The sequence below is a fragment of the Amycolatopsis sp. WAC 01375 genome, from assembly GCF_003947325.1.
Lineage (GTDB): Bacteria > Actinomycetota > Actinomycetes > Mycobacteriales > Pseudonocardiaceae > Amycolatopsis.
The window spans coordinates 105851-126335 of sequence record NZ_QHHW01000059.1 but is presented as its reverse complement, the minus strand read 5'-3'; the positions used below and the strand labels follow the sequence as shown (position 1 = coordinate 126335).

The window sequence follows — 20485 nt, the reverse complement described above, 5'->3', positions numbered from 1 at the left end:
CTCTAGCGGAATACACGACACAGGATGTCGTGATTCGCTGCGAGGCTCATCCGCATGACAAGCAGGACTGTGGCCACCGAGCCGAACGATCTGGGCAAATTCTTCATCGAGCGAGGCAACGCGGGCGATGTCGACGGACTGGTGGCGTTGTACGAACCGGACGCCGTGCTGGCGTTCCCGCCGGGCAACATCGCGACCGGGCACGCGGAGATCCGCAAGGTGTACGAGGAGTTCGTCGCGGCCGCGCCGGAACTCCTGCCGGGCAGGCAGCATCCGGCGCTGGTGGGCGGCGACCTGGCGCTCACCGCGTCCACGCTGACCACCGGTGAGACGACCATCGAGGTCGCCCGCCGTCAGCCGGACGGATCCTGGCTCTGGGCGCTGGACCAGCCGGTGTTCGTGCCGTAGGGAAGGTTTCGGGACGTCGACTTCTGGCTGGGGACTTGATCGACGGAGGATCGGGGACATCGAGTGTCCCCGATCCTCCGTCGATTGGTACCGCCTCACCCGCCGGCCCCGGCGTCAGATCGTGCAGTTCCTGGACGTACCCGTGTTCACCTTGGCTCCGGTGAACTCCTCGATGATCGCGACGTTCTCCGGGGCGTAGTTCTTGGCGACGATCTCGGCCACGTCCGCACTGCCGAGTTTGGCGGCGTGGGGCGCGGATTGATCCAGCCAGTAGGCCGTCCGGAGGAATTCGATGAGCACGAATTCGCGCAATTCGGGCTGAGCCTTGATCTTGGCCCAGTAATCGGGATGGTTCGCCTTGGCGACGCGCAGGTAGAGCTGAAGGTAGCGCATGTTCGTGGCCGCGATGTCCCGCGAATTGCTCGCGCCCACTCCCTGGATGTACTCGGCGACGACGGTCGCGGCGGGCAATCCCATGAGCCCGGCGTTGAGTTCCGCGATCACCCCTTGCATCCGGTACGACCCCTGCTGCTGGTCCCGCAGATAGATGTCGTCCATCGAACGTGTGAGACCGTCCGTGATGAGCGGCAGTATTTCGCGGCGCGGGAAGCCGCCGTGGATCGGCACCTTCATCGCCTTGCGGGAAGCGTCGATCCACGCGGAGACGTACACGTCCCAGGAGGTTCTCGAAGGATCCAGGTCCCACATGTGGGTCTCTTCGTGGATCGCCACCATCAGGGATTCGGCGAGGGCGTTGAAGCTGGTCTTGTTCACGAATTGGCTGAAGTACTTGTCCTTGGCCTGAGCGATCGCGAGGCCTTCGCCGCTGGGCCAGCGCCGCTTGTACACGGCTTGGATCGTCTGAAGCCACTTCGTGGACTGGAAACCGGCCTTTATGTCACTTACATCGGCTTTCGGTTGTACGGGTTCCTCATAGCAGAAGGGGTTGCGGGCGGTCGCCGTCTCTTGAGCGGAGACAGGGAATGGGGTGAGGGACAGGGCGAGGCACGCGGTCAGCACGGTAATGCCATATCGGCGCATAAGGACCTCGGTTCACGGTAGGGTTTTCCGTGGGGCGGACGGAAGTGTCCCCTACCGATCACCGTTGATTCAATGATCCGGCTCGTACTACGGCTGTACAGGCTAGGAATTATGGCGGCGAACGGGCGAATCCACGGCGAGCCGGGATCGGCGTATGCTGTATCCGAAGTAGATCAGCAGGCCGAGCGCCATCCAGCCGGCGAAGACGATCCAGGTCGCGCCATCGAGGCTGAGCATCATGTAACCGCAGCACAGCACGCCGAGGATGGGCGTGACGGGCGAGAACGGCACGCGGAACGAGCGCGGGGCCTCCGGTTGCCGCTTTCGCAGCAGCAGGACGGCGACGTTCACCAGCCCGAAGGCGAACAGCGTGCCGATGCTGGTGGCGTCGGCCAGCTTCCCGAGCGGGATGAACGCGGCCAGCGTCGCGACGAAGCCCGAGACCACCAGGGTGTTGATCCGGGGAGTGCCGGTTTTGGGGTCCACTTTGGACAGCGAAGCGGGGACGAGGCCGTCGCGCGACATCGAGTACAGGATCCGGGTCTGTCCGTAGAGGACGGTCAGCACGACGCTGGAGATCGCCACGATGGCGCCGACGGCCAGCAGTCCGGCCCACAGCGGGTTGTCGGAAACGGCGCCGAGCACGTGCGAAAGGGCGGCCTCCTTGCCGTCGAACTCCTGCCACGGCAGCGCGCCCACGGCCGCCACGGCGACCAGGCAGTACAGCACGGTGACGATCGCGAGCGAGAGCAGGATCGCCCTCGGCAGATCCCGTTGCGGGTTCTTCGCCTCTTCGCCCGCCGTGGAGGCCGCGTCGAAACCGATGTAGGAGAAGAACAGTTTCGCGGCGCCGGCGCTCAGCCCGGCCAGGCCGAGCGGCAGGAACGGGGCGAAGTTCGCGGCCCGGACCGCGGAGAACGCGATCGCGCAGAACAGCACCAGCGTGCCGACCTTGACCACGACCATGATCGCGTTGGCCCGCGCGCTCTCCTTCGCGCCGGACAGCAACAGGAACATGGCGAGCAGTACGACGACGATGGCCGGGCCGTTGACGATCCCGCCCGAGCCCGGTGGCTGGCTGAACGCGTCGGGGATGGCGAAACCGAACGTCAGCCGCAGCAGCTCGTTGAGGTACTGACCCCAGCCGACGGCCACCGACGCCACCGAGACGCCGTACTCGAGCACCAGGCACCAGCCGCAGACCCAGGCGACCAGTTCGCCGAGCGTGGCGTAAGCGTAGGAGTAGGACGAACCGGACACCGGGATCATTCCGGCGAGTTCGGCGTAGGAGAGCGCGGAGAACAGCGCGGTGATCCCGGCGAGCACGAACGACAGCACGACCGCCGGGCCTGCCACGGGGACCGCCTCGCCGAGCACGACGAAGATCCCGCTGCCCAGCGTCGCGCCGATGCTGAGCATGGTCAGCTGCCCGAGCCCGAGGGAGCGCTTCAGCGTGCCGTGCTCACTGTCGGCGATCAGATCGGCGACCGGTTTCCGCCGCACCGCCGCGGCTCGCAAAGTCATGCCGAGGACCGTATCCGCCGTGCCGAACCCGCAGCACAGGAGATCGTTGCTTGGTTACCTGGATTACAGGCGATTCGTTGAACAGTACCGGTCGATTCGTGAAGAATCGTTCTACCGGGTGGTTCCGTCCACCGGGCTGACCGCCGCGCCGCCGCTCGTCACCGCCAGTACCGTGTCGCCGCAGCGTACGACGTCGCCGGGAGCGAGCGGGACCGGCCCCGCGACGCGCTCGCCGTTGTGGAACGTCCCGTTGCGCGAACCGAGATCCACCAGGACGGCGCCACTCTCGCCGACGGTGATCTCGGCGTGGTCGCGGGAAACGGCGCCGTCATGGCGGAGGGCGACGTCGGCACTCGCGTCCCGGCCGATGGCCAGCCGCCCCAGCACGGGCAGTTCCCGCAGGCGGGCCCGCCCCGAACCGTCGACCCAGGTCAACGCCGGTCGCCCGGCCCCGGCGGCACCGGGGGCGGCCACCCGCAGCAGGGTCGCCGTCCCGGCGTGGGCGAGTACCGCGCGTTCCAGTTCCCGCAACGCCGGCCCCGGGTCGACGCCCGCCTCCTCGGCCAGGATCCGCCGCGCCTGCCGGAACCGGTCGAGGGCCTCGGCCTGACGTCCATCCTGGTAGAGCGCGACCATCAGCTGACCCCAGAACCGTTCCCGCAGCGGATGTTCGGAGACCAGGTCCTCGAGCTCCCGCACCAGACCGGGGACGTCTCCCGCGCGCAGATCCGCGGCGATCCGCGCCTCCAACGCCTCCCAGCGCATCTCCGCGTAAAGGGCGCGGGCGGGGTCGAAGGCGGTGTGATCCGGCAGATCGGCGCAGAACGGGCCCCGCCACACCTCGAGTGCCCGCCGGTATCCCGCCGCGGCGCCGCCGGTGTCGCGTGCCCGTTCGGCGGCCCTCGCCCGGCCGATCGCGTCCTCCGCCTCGCGGATGTCGGCGCGGACGCCGAGAAGCCGGTAACCCGCCGGTCCGTGGAGCAGGGATCCCCCGTGCGCCCCCAGGTTCTGCCGCAGATTGTGCACGTGGACCTGTACGGTGGCGCGGGACGCGGGCTTGCCGGTGTCGGAGTAGATCGCCTCCGCCAGCCTGGCCGCGTTCACCGGCGCCTCCCCGGAAGCGGCAAGCACGGCGAGCACCGCCCGCGGCCGCAGACCACCAGGTGTGGCGGATACGCCGTCGACGACCAGCTCCACCGGCCCCAGCAACCGCACCTCCACCGTCACGGGGCCGATCATCTCAGGTTCCTCCGGCAGCTTGAAGCGACCTTGAAGCGAGATGGGCTTAACTGACCGCCATGACCACATTGACCGCACTCGAAGACGTGGTGGACCGGCACGGACGCGACGCGCTGTCCGACCCGATCGTCCTCACCGGCGCGCTGCGTAGTCTTCCCGACCCGCCTCCCGAAGCCGAGATCAACGCGCTCGCCGCGGCGGCGGGGGCGGGCGCGGCCCAGCGGATGCGCGCCGTACTCGAAGACGGGGGCACGCCCGCCGAAGCCCATCGGGCGGCGACAGAAGCTTGCGGCGGTGACGCGGGTGCGGACTGGGCGTGCGGGCACCTCGGCGCGGCACTCGGCTTTCTCCCGAGGGACACCGCGGCAGACGAACCGACCACCGCGTTGACCACGGTGCTGACCGGCGAAGAGCCGAAGCGCGGCAACCGGATCGCCGTGATCGCCGGGGCGGTGGTCCTGGTGGCGGCCGTCGCCGCGACCGGTGTGACCCTCGCGCTCGGCCGCGGCGACGAGCCGGAGGCCGCGCCGCCGGTCGCGCCGTCGTCCTCCGTGCCCACTTCGGCGCCGTTGGGTTCGGCGCCCCAGGGCGGCTCCTCCTCGGCGCCGGTCCCGGAGGAAGCGGCCGCGGTCTTCAAGGATCCGGATCTGCTCGCCGCGGCGAAGCCGTACCTCGATCACCCCGACGTCCGCTGCGAGGCGGCGAAATCCATCGTGAGTGTCCGGGAGACCGTCAACTGCGAGCTGGGCTCCGGCATCATCGCCAGCTTCCGCGTGCTGTTCTTCCCCAAGCAGCTCACCGCGCTGCGCACGGTGCTGCAGACCGACAACGACGGCGCGCGGCCCGGTTCGATCCGGACGCTGCGCTGGGAGTACGTGCCGGGGCGGCCGGGTATCCGCGCGGGCATCCCGGTCGGCACCCCGCGCACCGGCGACGGCACCCGGATCCGTTTCCTGGAGCCGGAAAACGGCTACGCCCGGCTCTACTTCGACGAGGACGCCACCGGGGTCGCCGTCTACATGCAGGCGAGCACCGACGATCAGCAGGTGCTCCGCAAGTTCTGGGCGGACCCGGACGCGTGATGGACGACCAGGATCCCCGCCTCGCCGAAGTCGTACGCCGCTTCGGCCGCCACGCGCTGACCGATCCGGTGGCGCTCCGGTCCGCGCTGGAGCAGTCCGGAAACGCGTTCAGCGCGGCCGAAATCGACTCGCTCGTGGCCGCGCTGCGCGATTCGGGAACGCTGGAAGCCGCCCTGCCGCGCGATCCCGAACCGACCGGGCCCCCGCTGAACCCCACTCGCGTGGAGAACCGGCTCACCTGGGACGGCCGCCCGGGCCGCACGACACGGCTGCTTCCCTCCCGCGCACGCAAGAAGTGGTTCCTCGGCGGGGCGGTGCTGCTGGTGGCCGCGATCGCGACCGGGGTGGTGGTCTTCGTGCAGGGAAAGGAAAAACCTGCCGCACCACCACCGGACCGCTACGCACTCGACCAGGTCGCCGGCCGCTACCGGGCACTCGGCGCCCGCTTGCTCGACGGCGCGGTCCGCTGCGCTCAGCAGCCCGCGAAACCCGGCGAGATGGAACGGGTCGGCTGCGACGCCGGGCTGTACGCCCTCACCCTGGTCACCTACGACGTGCCGGGCAGGCTCACCGAGTCCAGGGCGCTCGCGAGCGCCGCCGGAGCGGTGCGTTCGGCGGGCAACCTCGGTCAGGGCGCGGCGTTCGCGATGCGGGAACTCCCGTCCGGGGAATCGACGGTCTACTGGGACGTCGACAGTCCCCGTCCGGTCAGCGCGACGCTGACGGCGCGGAAGACCGGGCTCCCCGCACTGGTGGAGTTCTACGACGCGCGTCAATTCGGGGTGATCAAGCGTCCCGAGGTGCCGGGGGCCGCGTTCTCCTCCGGCGCGCTGTGGGATTTCGCGCAGGCACACGTGCTCAACGAGCAGTCCGCGAAGTGCCAAGCGGTCCCCGCCACGACCGGCACGGCCGAGACGGTCAAATGCCCGCTGGCCGACGGCGCGATGCTGGTGTTCAGTTCGGCGTCCGACCACGACGCGCTGATCAAGCTGCGCTCGGAGAACTCGGCGAACGGCGGTGTGGTGCCGGGAAGTGTCGAGGTGCGGACCTGGAACCGCCTCGGCGGCCCGGTCGTCGGCCAGTTCATCCGGTTCGTCACGGCGGACGACCGCAGCCCGGCCATCTATTTCGACGACGACGCGAAACTGATCTACGGCTGGTTCTTCGGCGCACCGGGTTCGTCGCCGGAGGCGCTGATGGAACGCTGGCAGCGCGGCTCGCGGTGACTCGGAGCCTGTTGGCGGAGCTGCGACGCGATCGCGGACGCGGGTTCACCAACAGAAACTCAGCCGAACCGGATCGCCGCGAAGAAGTCCTCGACCGCGCGCAGGTCGGCGGGATAGGGCGTGCCGACCCGGCCGTCGAGCACCGACACGGTGGCGTGCTCGTCGTCGGTCCAGGCGTAGCGCGTGGTCGTGCCGAGCACCGTGCACACCAGCGTCCCCTTGTGCCCGTCGCGCGACCAGGACTGTTTGGCGGGCAGGTCACCGGGGCATTTGCCGGCGGTGAGACCGGCGGGGTCCGTTCCGGCACCGGTGCGCAGGTAAGCGGTGGCCGCGTCGGCGTCGTCGAGGGCGGCGATCCGGAGTTCGCCGGTCTCACCGCCGGTCTGGCAGACGACCTGCGCGCGGACGCCCTCGTCGGCCGCCGTCACCGGCGAGCAGGTGAGCCCGGCCGGCGTGCTGCGGCCGATCCGGTCGGCGGCGGGCACCCCCGGCGACACCAGGAAGACCGCCGCGAGCACGATCGCGATCACGAGTGCGGCACCGGCCACCAGGCCCGCCACCAAACCGGTCCGGCGGCGGCGAGGCCGCTCGACGACGACACCGGCGGGTGGCGCGTCGGCACGGATCGCGCGGATGCGGTCACGTACTTCACGCACCGTCGGCCGGTCACGGGAATCCTTGGCCAGCAACGACTTCAGCAGAACGTTGACCGCCGCGGTGCGCGGATCGCCGACCACGAGCTGGGGGATCGGGGCCCTGTCGTGCGCCACGATCACCTCGGGCTGGCTGCCGTTGTAAGGCAGCTCGCCGGTCAGGGTCACCCACAGCAGACAACCCACCGCGTAGACGTCCGAAGCGGCGGTGGCGGGTTCACCGCGAAGACGTTCGGGCGCCATGTAGCCGACGGTGCCGATCACGCCGCTGGTCTCCGCGCCGCGGTCGATCTCCGCCGACCGCGCGATGCCGAAGTCGCACAGGTAGGCGAAATCCTCGTCGTGGTGCGCGGCACGGGGCCGCAGCAGGACGTTGGCGGCCTTGACGTCCCGGTGCACGACGCCGATGGCGTGCGCGTCGCCGAGTGCGGAGACCACCTGGTCCACCACCGCCAGCGCCCGGTCCGGGTCCATCGGCCCGGCTTCGAGCACCTTGGCCAGATCGGGCCCGTCGACCAGCTGCATCGCCAGGTACAGGCAGCCGTCCACCTCGCCGTGGTCGTGAACCGCGACGACATGCGGCGAATCGAGCCTGGCCAGCGCCGCCGCCTCGCGGCCGAAACGCTCGCGGTACACCGGGTCTTCGGCGTAGTGGGGCGGCAGGACCTTCAGCGCCACCGGCCGCCGCATGCGGTGCTGCCACGCGCGATAGACCACGCCCATCCCACCGCGGCCGAGGACCCCGTCGATCCGGAATCCCCCGAAGTCTTCACCGACGCGCGGCGTCATGCGGTTCCCCCAGTCACGCGGGCCACTCTAACCCGCGCGATCACCCGCTAGTTGCCGATCGGTTCGTGATTGAGTGGACGACACGCGTGATCAGGCGGACACACGCGTGTCGTCCACCCAATCACGCGTGTTCGCCCGCCAGTCACGCGTGTCGTCCATCCAGACACGCGAGAGCGCCCCGGGGCAGAACCAGGTAGGCGAACCCCGGCCTACCCCGTTACGGGGTTCAGTTGAGTTTGCGCATGTCGGCGGGCAGACCGCCGCCCGCGTAGACGTCCTCGGTGAGCTTCGCCAGCGCGGTGAGCGCGACGTTCTGGCTGAACGGCCCGTAGGACACCCGGGAGACGCCGAGTTTCTGTGCGGTGGCCAGCGGGATCGAGCCCGGGACGCCGATCAGGTTCACCTTGCGCTCGCCCAGCGCCTCGACCAGCTTGGCGACCTGGGCCTCGTCGAGTTTGCCGGGCACGAAGACGTTCGACGCGCCGGCGTCCAGGTACGCGCGGCCCCGGGTGATCGCCTCGGCCAGCACCTCTTCCGGGTCACGGTCGCCCGCCCGGAGGAAGGCGTCGGTGCGGGCGTTGAGCACGAAGTCGATACCGGCGGACTGCGCGGCGGCGACCGCGGCCTCGACGGCCTTGACGGACTCGTCCAGCGGTTTCATCTGGTCTTCGAGGTTGCAGCCGACGGCGCCGGCCTCGATCGCACGGGCGACCGTGCCGCCCGGGTCGCCGTAGCCTGCTTCCAGGTCGGCGGTGACCGGCAGATCGCCCGCCGACCGGACGATCAGGGCGACCTCGGCGATCATCTCGTCGCGGGGGATCACCTCGCCGTCGGGGTAGCCGCGGGCGGCGGCGATGCCGTGGCTGGGGGTGGCGAGCGCCTGTGTGCCGGGCGTTTCGGCGACGACCTTCGCGGTGATCGCGTCCCAGACGTTGACGACGAGCAGCAGTTCGGGGGCGGCGTGCAATTCCTGCAACCGGGTGGCCTTCTCGGCGGGGGGAACCATGCGTTCAATCTAGAGGCCGACGCAAGGAGGGGAGCACTCACGACGCCGCGGTGAGCGCGCCGAGCCCGCTCGCCTGGGTCCGCCAGTCGGTCTGGTCCGGTGTCCCGCCCGCCCAGCGCTGGCCGATCCGGTTCAGCGGGTCGCGAGTGGACGTCCAGAGCGAGTCGGCCTGCCGCCGGGCGTAGTCGCGGTATACCGGGGAACTCGTCGCGGCGGCCAGGTCGGCGAGGAACCGCATGAAAATGCCCTTGAACTGCTTTTGGTTGTCGTCACAGGAGTTCTGGCCGACGTCGCAGGATTCGGTGAGGACGCCGTGCCTCGTCAGCACCGGGCCGGTCACCGCCGCGTCGGCCAGCCGCCGGGCGGCGTCGAGCCAGCGGGTCTCGCCGGTGGCGCGCCAGACCTCGACCAGGCCACCGATGCCCAACCCCTGGTTGTAGGTCCAGACGGTCTGGCCGTTGTTGCGGCAGTCGCGGGTCAGCCCGTCGTTGACCAGTCCGGCCGCGTTGATCATCCCGCTCGCGAGATACCAGTCCGCGGCCGTCCGGGATCGTTGCAGCCAAACGGAATCACCCGGCGTGCGGCGGTGGACGGAAGCCGCGAGCCGCAGGTACAGACCACTGGTGACGGCGTTCTTGTAGGTGCGTTCCCGATCCCACCAGACACCGCCACCGCAGGTCCCCGGATCCCAGTACCGGTGCACGTACCCTGCGATCGTGGTCGCCATCGCGAGATAGCGTGGCTCGCCGGTGTGGTCGTAAGCGGCTACCCACGCCAGACCCCACCAGGCGCTGTCGTCGATGGCCCGGCTGGCGAAATCCCCTTCGATGGCGTCGGAACTGCGCTCCCCGGCGGCGAAAGTGCCGCGGTTCTGCTCGAAGGTCCGCGCGATGACCCAGTCGTAGCGGCGATCCCCGGTGGTCCTGGCGTGGTCGATCACCGCCGTCAGTGTCGCGGCCGAGTTCCACCAACTGCTCGGCCACCAGCCCGGATACGGATCGTAGGAGTACAGGAGCGCGTCGGCCGCCGCCTGCGCGCGGGCGGGCGCCGGACGGGCCCACGCCGTACAGGATCCTTCCTGGTGCCCGGCTTCACGCCCGCAAGCACGGACGGCACCACCGTAGTGGCGGCCACGGGGATCGCGCGTCGCGAACAACGCGGTCCGGCCGGCGGTCGCGTCCGCGGCGACCGGCGTCCGGCCGAGCGACGAACCGTCCGCCCAGCCCGCACCCGCGTCCCACGAGCGGTCCAGCCAGATCTCGTCGCCCCGCGCGCCGGATTCGATGGTGCCCCAAGCCATCGCGTTCCGGTCGACGTGCAGGCGGATCGTGCGCCCGGACAACGTCGTCGGCGCGACCGGCTGCATGTCGCCGTCGGCCCGCGTCGAGCCGTCACAGACGACGTCGCAGACCTTCGGGTGAATCCACTCCGTACAGGTGACTCCGGCGGCGTCCCCGCACGCGCGGATCAGGCCGCGCCGGTGCCTGCCGGGATCGGTCACGTTGTACATCAAGGTTCTGGTGCCGGTCCAGGCGCCGGGGATGCTCGCCTTGCCCAGCAGACCTTCCCACGTCGCGCCGCCGTCCCAGGACCGATCGAGCCAGACCGAATCCCCGGCCACGCCGCGATCGATGCTGCCCCAGGCCATCCCGTCCGCATCGGACACGTGCAGCCGGAGCAGGCGGCCGTTGAGCAGCCGGTCGGGAACCGGGAACGTGTCCTGCCGCGCCCGTGAAGGGTCGAGCGTGTCGCACGACAGCACACAGACCACCGCCGCGGCGGTCACCGGTTTCTCCGCCGGTACGGGAATCGCCGTCAGAATCAGGCAAAGCACGAGATGGAGCAGCGATGACATCGTTGTCCGCCCTCGGGATCGGCCATGCACCGGATCTTGGGACGAACTCCATGATCCGGGCTTCGTCACCGGCCGGTCAACGGGAACCACCGGTCAGATCTCAGGACAGGATTCCTGTTACGCCTCGGACCAAAGCCGCGACTGGTAGGGATATCGCGTTTCGAGGGAGGTCCCGTGGAGCTGACGATCAACGCCGCCGGCGACGAACAAGCGCTGAAAGAGTTCTGCAACTGGCTCCGTGACGATGCCGACGTGGCGCGGTCCGCGACGATCAGCACCGCGGAATCCGGCGACACGGGCGCTTTCGAGGTCATCCGCGTGTCGACCGGCTCCCTGACCGGGCTGGCGAACCTGGGGATCGCTTGGGGTAACTTTCTCCGCTCCCGCACGGAAACGCCCCCGTTCACCATCACGGTCGACGGCGAGCCGACCGCCGAACAGCGCGCCATGCTCCGGAACCTGGACCTCCCGCGGGTCGTGAGTGATCTGGGTCGTCATAATAGTGCGAGGTAGGTCGATGTGTCGCAGCGATCGGTGCCTCCGTCCGGTCGCCGTGTTCGTGGCCAGGTCGAAGGCGTGACTCGCGTGATCAGGCACCGAACTCACGTGATTGAAGGCGGAACTCGGTTGTGCGGCGCCTTCCGACCCGTCGGGCGACCGTGCCGTACCTGCACGGCGGCGGATTCACCTTCTGCGGGGCGGGCACCCATCGCCGCATGACCAAACTCGCCGTGGCCGACGGACTGACGCGGCCCGCGGCCTATGTCGGCTATTCGGCACACGTCGACTTGGACGCCGACCGGCGTGCTCACGGATTCATCGGTCAGGACGCCCTGATGCCCGTGTCCGCTTACCGGCGGGTCAAAGAGAAATGGGTACGCGGGCCGGTGGCCACACGCGGTACGCGTTCCCCGTGCTCGACGGAATACGCCCCGAGAGCCTTCCGCGCCTCGCTCGCATCCCCCGGAAACCGGCGTGCGGCATCCGATCGTTGATCGCGATAGGGTCGTGCGGCACGGGTACAGGGCATGGGTTGCCGGTGGGCGGGGAGGGCTGCATGGTCGTGCCGCAGGAGGTTCCTCTGGGGCCGCGTGACTTCGTGAACCGGGAGGCCGACCTCGGCCGCGTGGACCGGCTTTGGGCTTCCCGCTCGGCCGGAGCGACCCGGCTCGGGGTTTGCACGGGTTTGCCGGGAGTGGGGAAGACCGCGTTCATCCGCCGCTGTGTCCAGCGGTTTCGTGACACCGCGGTGTTCTCGGGCGGCGATCTTCATGTCGAGTTCGCCTCGGTCGACGGGATCGCGCCCTCGGTCGCGGATGCCCTGGGTTCGTGCTTGCTCGCCTTGGGTGTCGCGAAAGATGTGATGCCGTCGACCCTGGCAGAGCGAGCCAATCGTCTCCGGACCATCACCGCGGAGAAGGCGGTGCTGATCGTGCTTGAGGACGTCTCGGACGCGGCCCAGGTGCTGCCCTTCGTGCCCAACGGGTCCGGCAGTGCCGTTCTGGTCACGAGCAGCGCTCAGTTGAGCGACTTGCTGGCCGACGGTGCCGAGGCGATCCGGCTCGAGCCACTCGACGATGCCAGCGGAGCGCACCTGGTGACCACCTTGGTCGGTGCGAGGGCGGAGGCCGAGCCGGAGGCGGTCGGCCGGCTGGTTCGCCTCTGCTCGGGCCTGCCAGTGGCGTTGAAGGTGGCTGCCTCGCGCCTGTTGGCCCGCCGCGGCATGAGCGTGGGCGAACTTGCTTCGCAGATCGAAAGCGGCCGCTCAGGATTCGCGGTCGGAGGCGAAGACAAGGTCTCGGCGGTTTTCGCGGTGGCGTACGAGGCCTTGGCGTCGGAGCCCGCGCGGATCTACCGGTTGCTCGGCTTGTACACGGGCCGTGATCTGACACAGGACACCCTGTCGAGACTCGCCGACGTCGGACAGGACGCGTCGAGTTCCGCAGTGGAGACCTTGATCGAGTCCGGGCTGCTGAACGAGGATTCGGACGGTCGGCTTTCGTTGCACGCGATGGTTCGGCGGCACGCCCGGCAACTGGCCTTCAGTCAGGACGGGGCGGACGAATGCGAGGCCGCGGTGCGACGAGTGGTCACCCATCTGGTGACCACCGCGGCTTTCGCGGATCTTGCCGTGCTGGGAACCGGGCGATATCGGGTCGACCCGGACACCTTGACCCATGGGTGGAAGTCCCCGTTCGCGGGTGCCAGCGCGAAACGGGAAGCGCTGGCATGGCTCGATCGTGAGCGGGGGAATCTGCTCGCGGTGCAGCGCGCCGCCGCGGACCTCGATATGCACGACGAGTCATGGCGCCTGGCCGAAGCACTGACCGCCCTGTACGTGACTCGCCGCTACCTGGTGGATTGGACGGAGTCGAGTGCACTCGGAGCGAATTCGGCACGGCTGATCGGAAACCGGAGGGCCGAGGCCCGGCTGCGCAGCTTCGTGTCGCGCGCGTGGTCGGATCTGGGCAACCTGGATCGCGCCGGCGAAGAGCTGGTCGATCGCGCGCTTCCACTGGCCGAGCAGGCGGATGACACGCGGTTGCTGGCCTCGGTCTGGGAGATGCTGGGCAGGTATCGCGACCACGTCGACCCCGGTGACGCGGCAGAGGCCTATCAGCGCGCGATCGCCCTGTTCGCGCAGGAGAACGACACGCGCGGGATCGCTTTCACGTCACTCTTCCTCGGAAGCTCTCACTATCGCTCCGGGCGGCTCCAAGAGGCCGAGGACATCCTGCGCAACGCTTTGGCGCAGATCCGCGAAGTCGGCGACGCGCGGATGCACGGACGGTGTCTCACCGAGCTCGGGAACGTTCTGCGGGCTCGCGGGGCGACTGGGCAAGCACGGCAGACGCTGAACGAGGCCGTGGAAATTCTGCGCGACGACGACCAGCCGTATTACGAAGCCGAGGCGCGGGAGGATCTCCTCACCCTCGTCGAGGACGAGACCGGTTTACAGGCCTTGATGGAGATTCATGAGCGCTTGGGCAGTGGACGGGCAGGCGAATTCAGGGATCGGCTACGCCGGCTTCGGGATTCCGCACCGTCAGCGTGATCCGCGCGGAAACCCTGCCCGCCCGCACGAGAATCCGGCGATCGTCGAGAGCACCTGACAGCCGGCAGCAGTAGATGGCCGAGGCCGCCAAGGACAGCTGGTGGCCACTGGCCATCACGGCTTCGACGAACCCGCCGCCGCGAACCGCGGCGAGTCCCCCATTCTCTGTGGCGGCGATCGCGACCCTGGCGCCGGGATAGGCCATCAGCGTCGAAGCCGCCCAGTGCCGGGCTTCCGGCATGGAGAGCGGCCCGTCCCTGAAGACGACTGCGGCTCTTTCGAGGATCTTCAGGTCGCGTTCGGTCTCGTCGGCGACCACGTGGGTCTCCTCGCCAGGACACTCCGGCAGAACCGCGGCGGGAAACCTGGTCAGCCTCAGCTCGGCGTTCGTGATCGGGACCGTGTGCACCACATAGGAGGTGATGCGGCGAAGTTCGGGTTCCGGTAAGGGAAACCTTTGTGCAGTCAGCGAGTCCGATGGCGTCTCGAGGTCGAGTTTCCGGTAGATCAGGTTCCGCAGATTGGTGTCCGCTTCGGAAGTGTGAGCGAACACGCGATCGGTGATGGACCGGAACCGGCCGGAACGGTGGGCGTCCCGGCACCGGTCGAGCTGGTCCCGTAGCGATGCGTTCCGGTCGAGTTCCACCGTCTCGCGCAGTAGCCGATCAGGAGGAGTGCCCGCGACGATCTCCGCCGAAGCTCCGGCATGCAGGAGCGGTTTGTCGAGGGCGGCGGCGAACAAACCCAGCGATCCATGGTCGATGATCACCTGATCCGCGGCCACGAGCGCGGCTTGCCACCCCGAATCCGGCGGGAGCAGCACGAGACCCGCTTCCAGCGCGGAAGAAAACCACCATTCGATCTGCGCTCGCCCGTAGAAGGACCAGACGTTCGGATGAACGACGACACAGACCTGGTAGCGATCGACGGGGAGCTCCGCCAACAGCTGTGACGGCAGGGCGTGCCACCTGCCCAGCAAGGAATCCGGCCGCCAGGTCGAAGCCAGCACCACCAGCGTCCGCCCGGTGGCTCCGAACGCCTCCCGGTAGCGGTCTCGCAGCCCCCGGCTTGACAGTAAACGTGCCAGAGTCGGATCGCCGACCACCTCAGTGTGGTGTTCGCTCGCGGGGGAGACCGCCTTCAGCTGATGACGCTGCTCCGGGTGAGAGAGCACTACCGTGGCATCGCCTGCCTGCAGGACCGACTCCGGCGGAAGCCCGGCGAGCCGCATTCCGTCACCATTGCTGTCGGGTACGAATTTGTTGAAGCCCAACCCATGGGGAAGTACGACGGTGTGTTTCGAGACATCGTGGAAATCGATGTTCTCGCTCGCGGACAGCACCAGGTCGTAGGTGACCTCCTTCTCGCGGACAGCCTCCCACGGAACCAGCCGGGCACCTGCTCGGCGAAGGACATCTTCGACGCCGTCGCTGAACGCCGACGTGTCGTTGACCGTGAACAGCAACCTTACGCGGAAGTCGTCGCGGAACAGTGCCCATGCCTCGAGCAGCCGGTACGCCGAGGTCAGTGTCCGGGCGACGACGAGGACTGTGCGGTCACAGGAGAACGTGCCCCACGGCTCCCGGCTCCTGGATCCCGGTGTATCGTCTGATTGTAGCATCTTGATCACTCAACGTGTTCGATAGTTGAGCAATCCTCCGTTCTGATCGCAGTCCGTCGTCGGAAGCATATCCACTGCCGGGCAGGTCGTGGACCTGCGCTGGAGTGACTAGGGCGTCGTGAGTGGTAATGGTCGTTCTAACGCTCTTTCACTCACGACCCCGGCGCGGAAATACGCAAAGTGTTCAAATCGGGTGCCGAAGACCGATCTTCAGTCCCTTGTGGACAGTTGTCGCCGCGTCGGGGCCTGACACGTTTGCCTTGGCTCTCAATAGCCCTCTTTGCCACGCACGACCCCGGGCACGATGACGGAGACGGCACGGGGGAGCAGGCTGACGTCGACAGGCAAGGGGCCGACGTAGTCGCCGTCGGCGTAGGCGTTGATGCCGTCCATCTCGATCCGCAGCCGTTCGGTCCGGACGGTACGGACCTCGGGCCGGGTCACGTGTGTGCCGCGATAGATGCTCGGGAACTGCGCGAGTACCTTTCGCCGGGTCGAGGCGCCGCCGATCGTCACGTCCAGCAGCCCGTCGGACGGGTCGGCGGCCGGGCAGATCCGCATGCCGCCGCCGTAGGACTTCGTGTTGCCCACGGCTACGAGGAGCGCGTCCTGTTCGATGAGCGTGCCGTCCGCGAGCGTGATCTTGACCGGCCGGGCTCGTAGCTGAGCGAATTCGACCAGCATCGCGACGTTGTAGCGCGCTCGGCCATGCGGCCAGCTCATCCGGTTGGTGCGGTCGGTCACCAGCGAGTCGAAACCGGACGCCAGTACGGAGCCGAAGAGGGTGCGCTTGCCGTCGGCTGTCTCTGCGACGCCGACGTCGATTTCGGTCAGGTGGCCGTCGGCGACGACGTCGGCAGCGGCCTCGGCGCGCCCCCGCGGCCAGCCGTACTCGCGGGCTTGGTCGTTGCCTGTGCCCGCGGGGATGACGCCCAACGGCGTAGAGGTGCCCACGACCGACTGCAGCGCGAGGTGGATCATGCCGTCGCCGCCGACGACGACGAGGGCGTCGACACCGGTGGTGATCGCGTGGCGCGCCAACTCGCGCGCGTTCTCGGCGCTAGTGCCTGCCAGGGCCAGTACGTCGATGCCGCGTGCGGTGAGGCGTGCCTTCGCCAGCTCGGCTGCCGCCAGCGCTTTGCCGTGCCCGGCCACCGGGTTGGTGAGCAACGCGACGGTGCGGATCGGGCTCACGGGATCAGCTTGCCGGGGTTGAGGATTCCCACCGGGTCGAGCGTGGCCTTGACAGCGCGCAGGATCTCGACGCCGACGTCGCCGATCTCGTCGGTCATCCAGTCGCTGTGATCGGCGCCGACGGCGTGGTGGTGCGTGATCGTCCCGCCGTGAGTCATCAGTACGTCGTTGACGGCGGCCTTGATGTCACGCCATTGCGCGATCGCGTCGCCGCGCTGGGCGCCGATGACGGTGAAGTACAGGGAGGCGCCGGTGTCGTAGACATGCGAGATGTGGCACAGCACCAGGCAGAGCGAGTCGTACTCGCCGAACTTCGCCTGGATGGTTTCGGTGACGGCCCGCTTGAGCGCGGCCAGATTCGACCACGACGTCGCTGTTTCGAGGGTTTCGACGAGAGCGCCGTTCGCGAGGAGCGGGTCCCGGAGATAGGGCCCGTCGAAGCGGTGAGCCTCCCACCGCTGTGCCTTGTCCGCGCCGAGCGAAGTGCCACCATGCCGTTCGAGGACCCGCCGGGTCGCGTCGTGCCTCGCGGCGACAAGCTCAGGCTCGCCTTCGAAGACGGTCACGCCGAGGCAGCCACCCTGTTGCGGCTCGCCCGCGTCGTCCTTGCCGGCGTCGGCGACGGTCGCGAGGTTGAGCGCCGTCTCGACCTCGTCGCTCAACCGGAGCACGGTCGGCCCGGTATCGAGCTGTTCGACCACCCGCAGTGCCGCGGCGCCGGTCGCGAAATCCGGGAATGTCCAAGCCTCGTAAGCCTTCGCCTTCGGCACGGGGTGCACCCGGACGCGGACCGCCGTGATCACGCCGAAGACGCCTTCCGAGCCGAGGAACAGCTGGCGCAGATCCGGACCCGCCGCGTTCTTCGGTCCCGGCCGCCCGAGTTCGAGTACTCCGCGCGTTGTCACCACTCGCAGACCGCGCACCATTTCGTCGAAGCGGCCGAAGCCTGCCGAGTCCTGCCCGGACGATCGCGTCGCGGCGAAGCCGCCGATCGTCGCGTACCGGAAGCTCTGCGGGTAGTGGCCGAGCTCGAACCCTTGCGCCGCAAGCAGTCCTTCGGCGGCAGGGCCGGTGAGGCCGGCGCCGAGGACGGCGGTCTGATCGACCTCGTCGAGTTCGTGAAGTGCGTCGAAGCGTCGCAGGTCGAGTGAGACCACCGCGGTGAACGTGCCGCGGAGAGGATCGAGGCCGCCCACCACGCTGGTTCCGCCGCCGAACGGGACGACCGCGATCCCGCGTTCGGCGCACACTGCCAGCAGCTCCGCCACCTCGGCGTCGGAGCCGGGAAGGACGACGGCATCCGGCGCGTCCTGCTCGGCGTTGTCCTTGCGCCGCAGCAGATCCAGTGTGGACTTGCCGCCTGCGCGCGGCAGCCGGTCGGCATCGGCGGTGCTGACCTTGTCGCTGCCCACAACCGCTTCGAGCGCGGCGAGGCCGGCCGCGTCGAGAGCGGACGGCCGAAGCCGTACCGCCTCCCGTGAGACGGCGCGCACGTCGTCGGCGCTCACCTTGAGCAAGTCCCGGACCATCGCCAGCTGTGTTCCGGACAGTTCGGTGACTTGCCCAGGGTCTCCCCAGCCGTCCCAGCGCATCGGTGGGGTCGGCAGCTGCGGTCGCGAGGTCGTCATGTGCTACAGTTTTACATATTATGTCAAGTCGTAACGATGCAAAGACGGATGAGCTTGACGTCGAGGACCGCATTCTCGACGCCGCCGCGCGCTGCCTGTCGGTCTCGACGCGGCGCCCCGGCATCGCCGAGCTGGCCCGTCAGGCAGGGATCAGCAGGCCGACGGTCTACCGGCGCTTCGCCGATGGCGACGCCGTGTTCCGCGCGCTGTGGGAACGGGAGATCCGCCGTCTGCTCGAGGCAACGCCTCAGCGGAGCGCCGGCCGCGAGTCCTTGGTGCGACAGGTCGTCGAGCTGGCCGACAAGATCAGTACGCATCCCACCCTGGCGCCGACTTTCACCTCCGAGCCGACACTCGTCGCGCGATACATTCTCGAGCGGCTCGGCGCGGGACAGCGTGTTCTGCTCGAAGCGCTCGTCGGTGCGATCGAGTCCGCGCAGGCCGGTGGCACCATCCGCGACGGCGACCCCCGTGAGCTCGCCGCGATGGTCCTGCTCATCACGCAGTCCGCGATCCAGTCGCGCCGCATGATCGCCGAGCATCTCTCCGACGACGCCTGGTATCGCGAACTCGCCCACGCGCTGAACGGATACCTGCGCCCATGACCGCTCTCAACCGCACGCGGCGCACCCGTGACCTCGACGCACTGGCGGCGGACCCGGCGGTCGATCTGCTCGTGATCGGGGGAGGCGTCACGGGCACGGGGGCGGCTCTCGACGCCGCCGCTCGCGGCCTGCGGGTAGTGCTGGTCGAGTCCCGTGACTGGGCATTCGGCACCAGTCGCTGGAGCTCCAAACTCGTCCACGGCGGACTGCGGTATCTGGCGTCCGGACGGGTCGGTGTGGCGAACGAGAGCGCCGTCGAGCGTGGTGTGCTGATGACGACGACCGCCCCGCACCTCGTCCGGCCATTGCCCACCGTCGTCCCCTTGCTGCCTTCGACAGGCAGGCGCCAGGCGGCCGTGATCCGCGCCGGCTTCGTCGCGGGTGACGCGCTGCGCGTCGCGGCACGCACGCCGGGTTCGGTACTGCCGCTGTCCGGGCGCGTGGGCGCGGCCGAAGTGCGACGGCTCGTGCCCGGCGTCTCGGCCGACGGCCTGCGTGGCGGGTTCGTCGCCTACGACGGGCAACTGATCGACGACGCACGTCTGGTCGTCGCGCTCGCGCGGACCGCGGCGGAACAAGGAGCCACCGTGCTCACCAGGATGCGTGCGGAGGCAGTCACCGGAACCTCCGCGCGACTGGTCGACACCCTCTCCGGGGAGTCGATGACCATCTCGGCGCGTGCCGTCATCTCGGCCGCCGGTGTCTGGGCCGGCGACGTCGACCCATCGGTCCGGCTGCGGCCGTCGCGCGGCACGCACCTCGTTCTCGGCTCGGCCTCCCTCGGCGATCCGATCGCCTCGCTCACGGTGCCGGTGCCCGGTTCGTTCAGCCGTTTCGTCTTCGCGATGCCGGAGCAGCTCGGCCGGGTATACGTCGGGCTCACCGACGAGGACGCGCCAGGCCCGATCCCGGACGTGCCGGTGGCGGCGGAGGCCGAGATCACGTTCCTGCTCGACACCGTCAACCAGGCGCTCGGGCGATCGCTGACGAGGGGCGACGTATTGGGGACGTACTCCGGATTGCGTCCGCTCATCGACACCGGTGGCGGAGCGACGTCGGACGTCTCCCGGCGGCACGCCGTCATGGTCGGGCCGGACGGCGTCATCAGCGTCATCGGCGGCAAATTGACGACCTATCGGCGGATGGCCGAGGACGTCGTCGACAAGGCCGTCCTGGTCGCGGGCCTGACGGCGCGGCCGTGCGGCACCCGCGGGATCCCGCTCGTCGGCGCTCCCGCCCGCCCGGACAGCCTGCCTGCCGACGGGTTGCCCGCATCGCTCGTCGCGCGGCACGGTGGATCGGCCCGTGCGGTGGTCGACGCCGCCACCGTGCGCGCGCCGCTCGAACCGATCGCCGACGGTATCGACGTCACCCGCGCCGAGATCGAATACGCGATCACCCATGAAGGCGCGCTCGACCTGTCCGACGTGCTCGACCGGCGCACCCGCATCGGCCTCGTCCAGGCCGATGCGGACTCGGCGCGCGCGGCGGTCGACGGGATCTTCGCGTCCGCGTCGCTACCGTGACGGGGTCCTCGTAGTGCTCTTTTCGGGGCCGAC

16 protein-coding genes are annotated in these 20485 nt (G+C 69.1%); 7 read left to right on the top strand and 9 right to left on the bottom strand.

Translation table 11 applies throughout. The annotated features are described in order from the left end of the window. Window positions 1-69: 69 nt before the first annotated feature. Window positions 70-408 (top strand): nuclear transport factor 2 family protein, encoded by a 339-nt coding sequence (locus DL991_RS40130; protein WP_125789601.1) that lies wholly within the window; start codon window positions 70-72, stop codon window positions 406-408. 114 nt (window positions 409-522) lie between these two features. On the opposite strand, the gene DL991_RS40125 is transcribed toward DL991_RS40130, so the two are convergent. The 3 genes from DL991_RS40125 to DL991_RS40115 all read right to left on the bottom strand — a co-directional run bounded on the left by DL991_RS40125 (window position 523) and on the right by DL991_RS40115 (window position 4212). Beyond that, window positions 523-1257 carry a hypothetical protein gene (locus DL991_RS40125; protein WP_125789562.1) on the bottom strand — a complete coding sequence of 245 codons (735 nt, stop codon included), beginning with the start codon at window positions 1255-1257 and terminating at the stop codon, window positions 523-525. A 294-nt stretch (window positions 1258-1551) separates the two neighbouring features. Further along, entirely contained in the window at window positions 1552-2973 is a 1422-nt protein-coding gene (locus DL991_RS40120) for an amino acid permease (RefSeq protein WP_125789561.1), read from the bottom strand. Between the two features lie 111 nt (window positions 2974-3084). Beyond that, complete coding sequence (locus tag DL991_RS40115) at window positions 3085-4212, bottom strand: BTAD domain-containing putative transcriptional regulator (RefSeq protein ID WP_158634502.1); 1128 nt, start codon at window positions 4210-4212, stop codon at window positions 3085-3087. A gap of 59 nt (window positions 4213-4271) precedes the next feature. Here DL991_RS40115 and DL991_RS40110 point away from each other — a divergent pair, with 59 nt between their 5' ends. Next, on the top strand, window positions 4272-5294 hold the full coding sequence (locus DL991_RS40110) for a hypothetical protein (RefSeq protein WP_125789559.1): 1023 nt from the start codon (window positions 4272-4274) through the stop codon (window positions 5292-5294). Next, window positions 5294-6520 (top strand): hypothetical protein, encoded by a 1227-nt coding sequence (locus DL991_RS40105; RefSeq protein ID WP_125789558.1) that lies wholly within the window; start codon window positions 5294-5296, stop codon window positions 6518-6520. The genes DL991_RS40110 and DL991_RS40105 overlap by 1 nt, the downstream gene beginning before the upstream one ends. A 59-nt stretch (window positions 6521-6579) precedes the next feature. Here DL991_RS40105 and DL991_RS40100 read toward each other — a convergent pair whose 3' ends face one another. The 3 genes from DL991_RS40100 to DL991_RS40090 form a co-directional block, all read right to left on the bottom strand. Continuing rightward, window positions 6580-7962, bottom strand: coding sequence for a serine/threonine-protein kinase (locus tag DL991_RS40100; RefSeq protein ID WP_125789557.1), 1383 nt, complete (start codon window positions 7960-7962; stop codon window positions 6580-6582). 226 nt (window positions 7963-8188) lie between these two features. Continuing rightward, on the bottom strand, window positions 8189-8968 hold the full coding sequence (locus DL991_RS40095; protein WP_125789556.1) for an isocitrate lyase/phosphoenolpyruvate mutase family protein: 780 nt from the start codon (window positions 8966-8968) through the stop codon (window positions 8189-8191). Between the two features lie 37 nt (window positions 8969-9005). After that, window positions 9006-10823: a glycoside hydrolase family 76 protein gene (locus DL991_RS40090; RefSeq protein WP_125789555.1), complete on the bottom strand. Its 1818-nt coding sequence runs from the start codon at window positions 10821-10823 to the stop codon at window positions 9006-9008. Between the two features lie 174 nt (window positions 10824-10997). On the opposite strand from DL991_RS40090, the gene DL991_RS40085 reads away from it, so the two are divergent. Both DL991_RS40085 and DL991_RS40080 read left to right on the top strand, forming a co-directional pair. Beyond that, complete coding sequence (locus DL991_RS40085) at window positions 10998-11336, top strand: hypothetical protein (RefSeq protein ID WP_125789554.1); 339 nt, start codon at window positions 10998-11000, stop codon at window positions 11334-11336. A 544-nt stretch (window positions 11337-11880) separates the two neighbouring features. Further along, complete coding sequence (locus DL991_RS40080) at window positions 11881-13878, top strand: tetratricopeptide repeat protein (protein WP_158634501.1); 1998 nt, start codon at window positions 11881-11883, stop codon at window positions 13876-13878. Here the strand turns inward: DL991_RS40080 and DL991_RS40075 are convergent. The 3 genes from DL991_RS40075 to DL991_RS40065 form a co-directional block, all read right to left on the bottom strand. Then, window positions 13832-15499, bottom strand: a complete 1668-nt coding sequence (locus DL991_RS40075; protein ID WP_125789552.1) for a hypothetical protein — start codon at window positions 15497-15499, stop codon at window positions 13832-13834. The two genes, DL991_RS40080 and DL991_RS40075, sit on opposite strands and share 47 nt — an antisense overlap. A gap of 267 nt (window positions 15500-15766) precedes the next feature. Continuing rightward, complete coding sequence (locus DL991_RS40070) at window positions 15767-16693, bottom strand: diacylglycerol kinase (RefSeq protein WP_125789551.1); 927 nt, start codon at window positions 16691-16693, stop codon at window positions 15767-15769. Then, window positions 16690-18321: an FAD-binding oxidoreductase gene (locus DL991_RS40065; protein ID WP_233599284.1), complete on the bottom strand. Its 1632-nt coding sequence runs from the start codon at window positions 18319-18321 to the stop codon at window positions 16690-16692. Before DL991_RS40065 ends, DL991_RS40070 begins: the two co-directional genes overlap by 4 nt. A 20-nt stretch (window positions 18322-18341) precedes the next feature. Here DL991_RS40065 and DL991_RS40060 point away from each other — a divergent pair, with 20 nt between their 5' ends. After that, the gene (locus DL991_RS40060; RefSeq protein ID WP_125789550.1) at window positions 18342-18926 is read left to right on the top strand and encodes a TetR/AcrR family transcriptional regulator; all 585 of its coding nucleotides are present in this window, start codon (window positions 18342-18344) and stop codon (window positions 18924-18926) included. After that, complete coding sequence (locus DL991_RS40055; protein ID WP_125789549.1) at window positions 18923-20452, top strand: glycerol-3-phosphate dehydrogenase/oxidase; 1530 nt, start codon at window positions 18923-18925, stop codon at window positions 20450-20452. The genes DL991_RS40060 and DL991_RS40055 overlap by 4 nt, the downstream gene beginning before the upstream one ends. Window positions 20453-20485 lie beyond the last annotated feature (33 nt).

What these genes read in the sequence shown, in the direction of transcription:
- DL991_RS40115 (WP_158634502.1), bottom strand. Translation starts at nt 4,212, where the DNA reads ATGATCGGCCCCGTGACGGTGGAGGTGCGGTTGCTGGGGCCGGTGGAG.
- DL991_RS40055 (WP_125789549.1), top strand. Translation starts at nt 18,923, where the DNA reads ATGACCGCTCTCAACCGCACGCGGCGCACCCGTGACCTCGACGCACTG.
- DL991_RS40105 (WP_125789558.1), top strand. Translation starts at nt 5,294, where the DNA reads ATGGACGACCAGGATCCCCGCCTCGCCGAAGTCGTACGCCGCTTCGGC.
- DL991_RS40110 (WP_125789559.1), top strand. Translation starts at nt 4,272, where the DNA reads ATGACCACATTGACCGCACTCGAAGACGTGGTGGACCGGCACGGACGC.
- DL991_RS40080 (WP_158634501.1), top strand. Translation starts at nt 11,881, where the DNA reads ATGGTCGTGCCGCAGGAGGTTCCTCTGGGGCCGCGTGACTTCGTGAAC.
- DL991_RS40060 (WP_125789550.1), top strand. Translation starts at nt 18,342, where the DNA reads ATGTCAAGTCGTAACGATGCAAAGACGGATGAGCTTGACGTCGAGGAC.
- DL991_RS40120 (WP_125789561.1), bottom strand. Translation starts at nt 2,973, where the DNA reads ATGACTTTGCGAGCCGCGGCGGTGCGGCGGAAACCGGTCGCCGATCTG.
- DL991_RS40095 (WP_125789556.1), bottom strand. Translation starts at nt 8,968, where the DNA reads ATGGTTCCCCCCGCCGAGAAGGCCACCCGGTTGCAGGAATTGCACGCC.
- DL991_RS40100 (WP_125789557.1), bottom strand. Translation starts at nt 7,962, where the DNA reads ATGACGCCGCGCGTCGGTGAAGACTTCGGGGGATTCCGGATCGACGGG.
- DL991_RS40065 (WP_233599284.1), bottom strand. Translation starts at nt 18,321, where the DNA reads ATGACGACCTCGCGACCGCAGCTGCCGACCCCACCGATGCGCTGGGAC.
- DL991_RS40090 (WP_125789555.1), bottom strand. Translation starts at nt 10,823, where the DNA reads ATGTCATCGCTGCTCCATCTCGTGCTTTGCCTGATTCTGACGGCGATT.
- DL991_RS40075 (WP_125789552.1), bottom strand. Translation starts at nt 15,499, where the DNA reads ATGCTACAATCAGACGATACACCGGGATCCAGGAGCCGGGAGCCGTGG.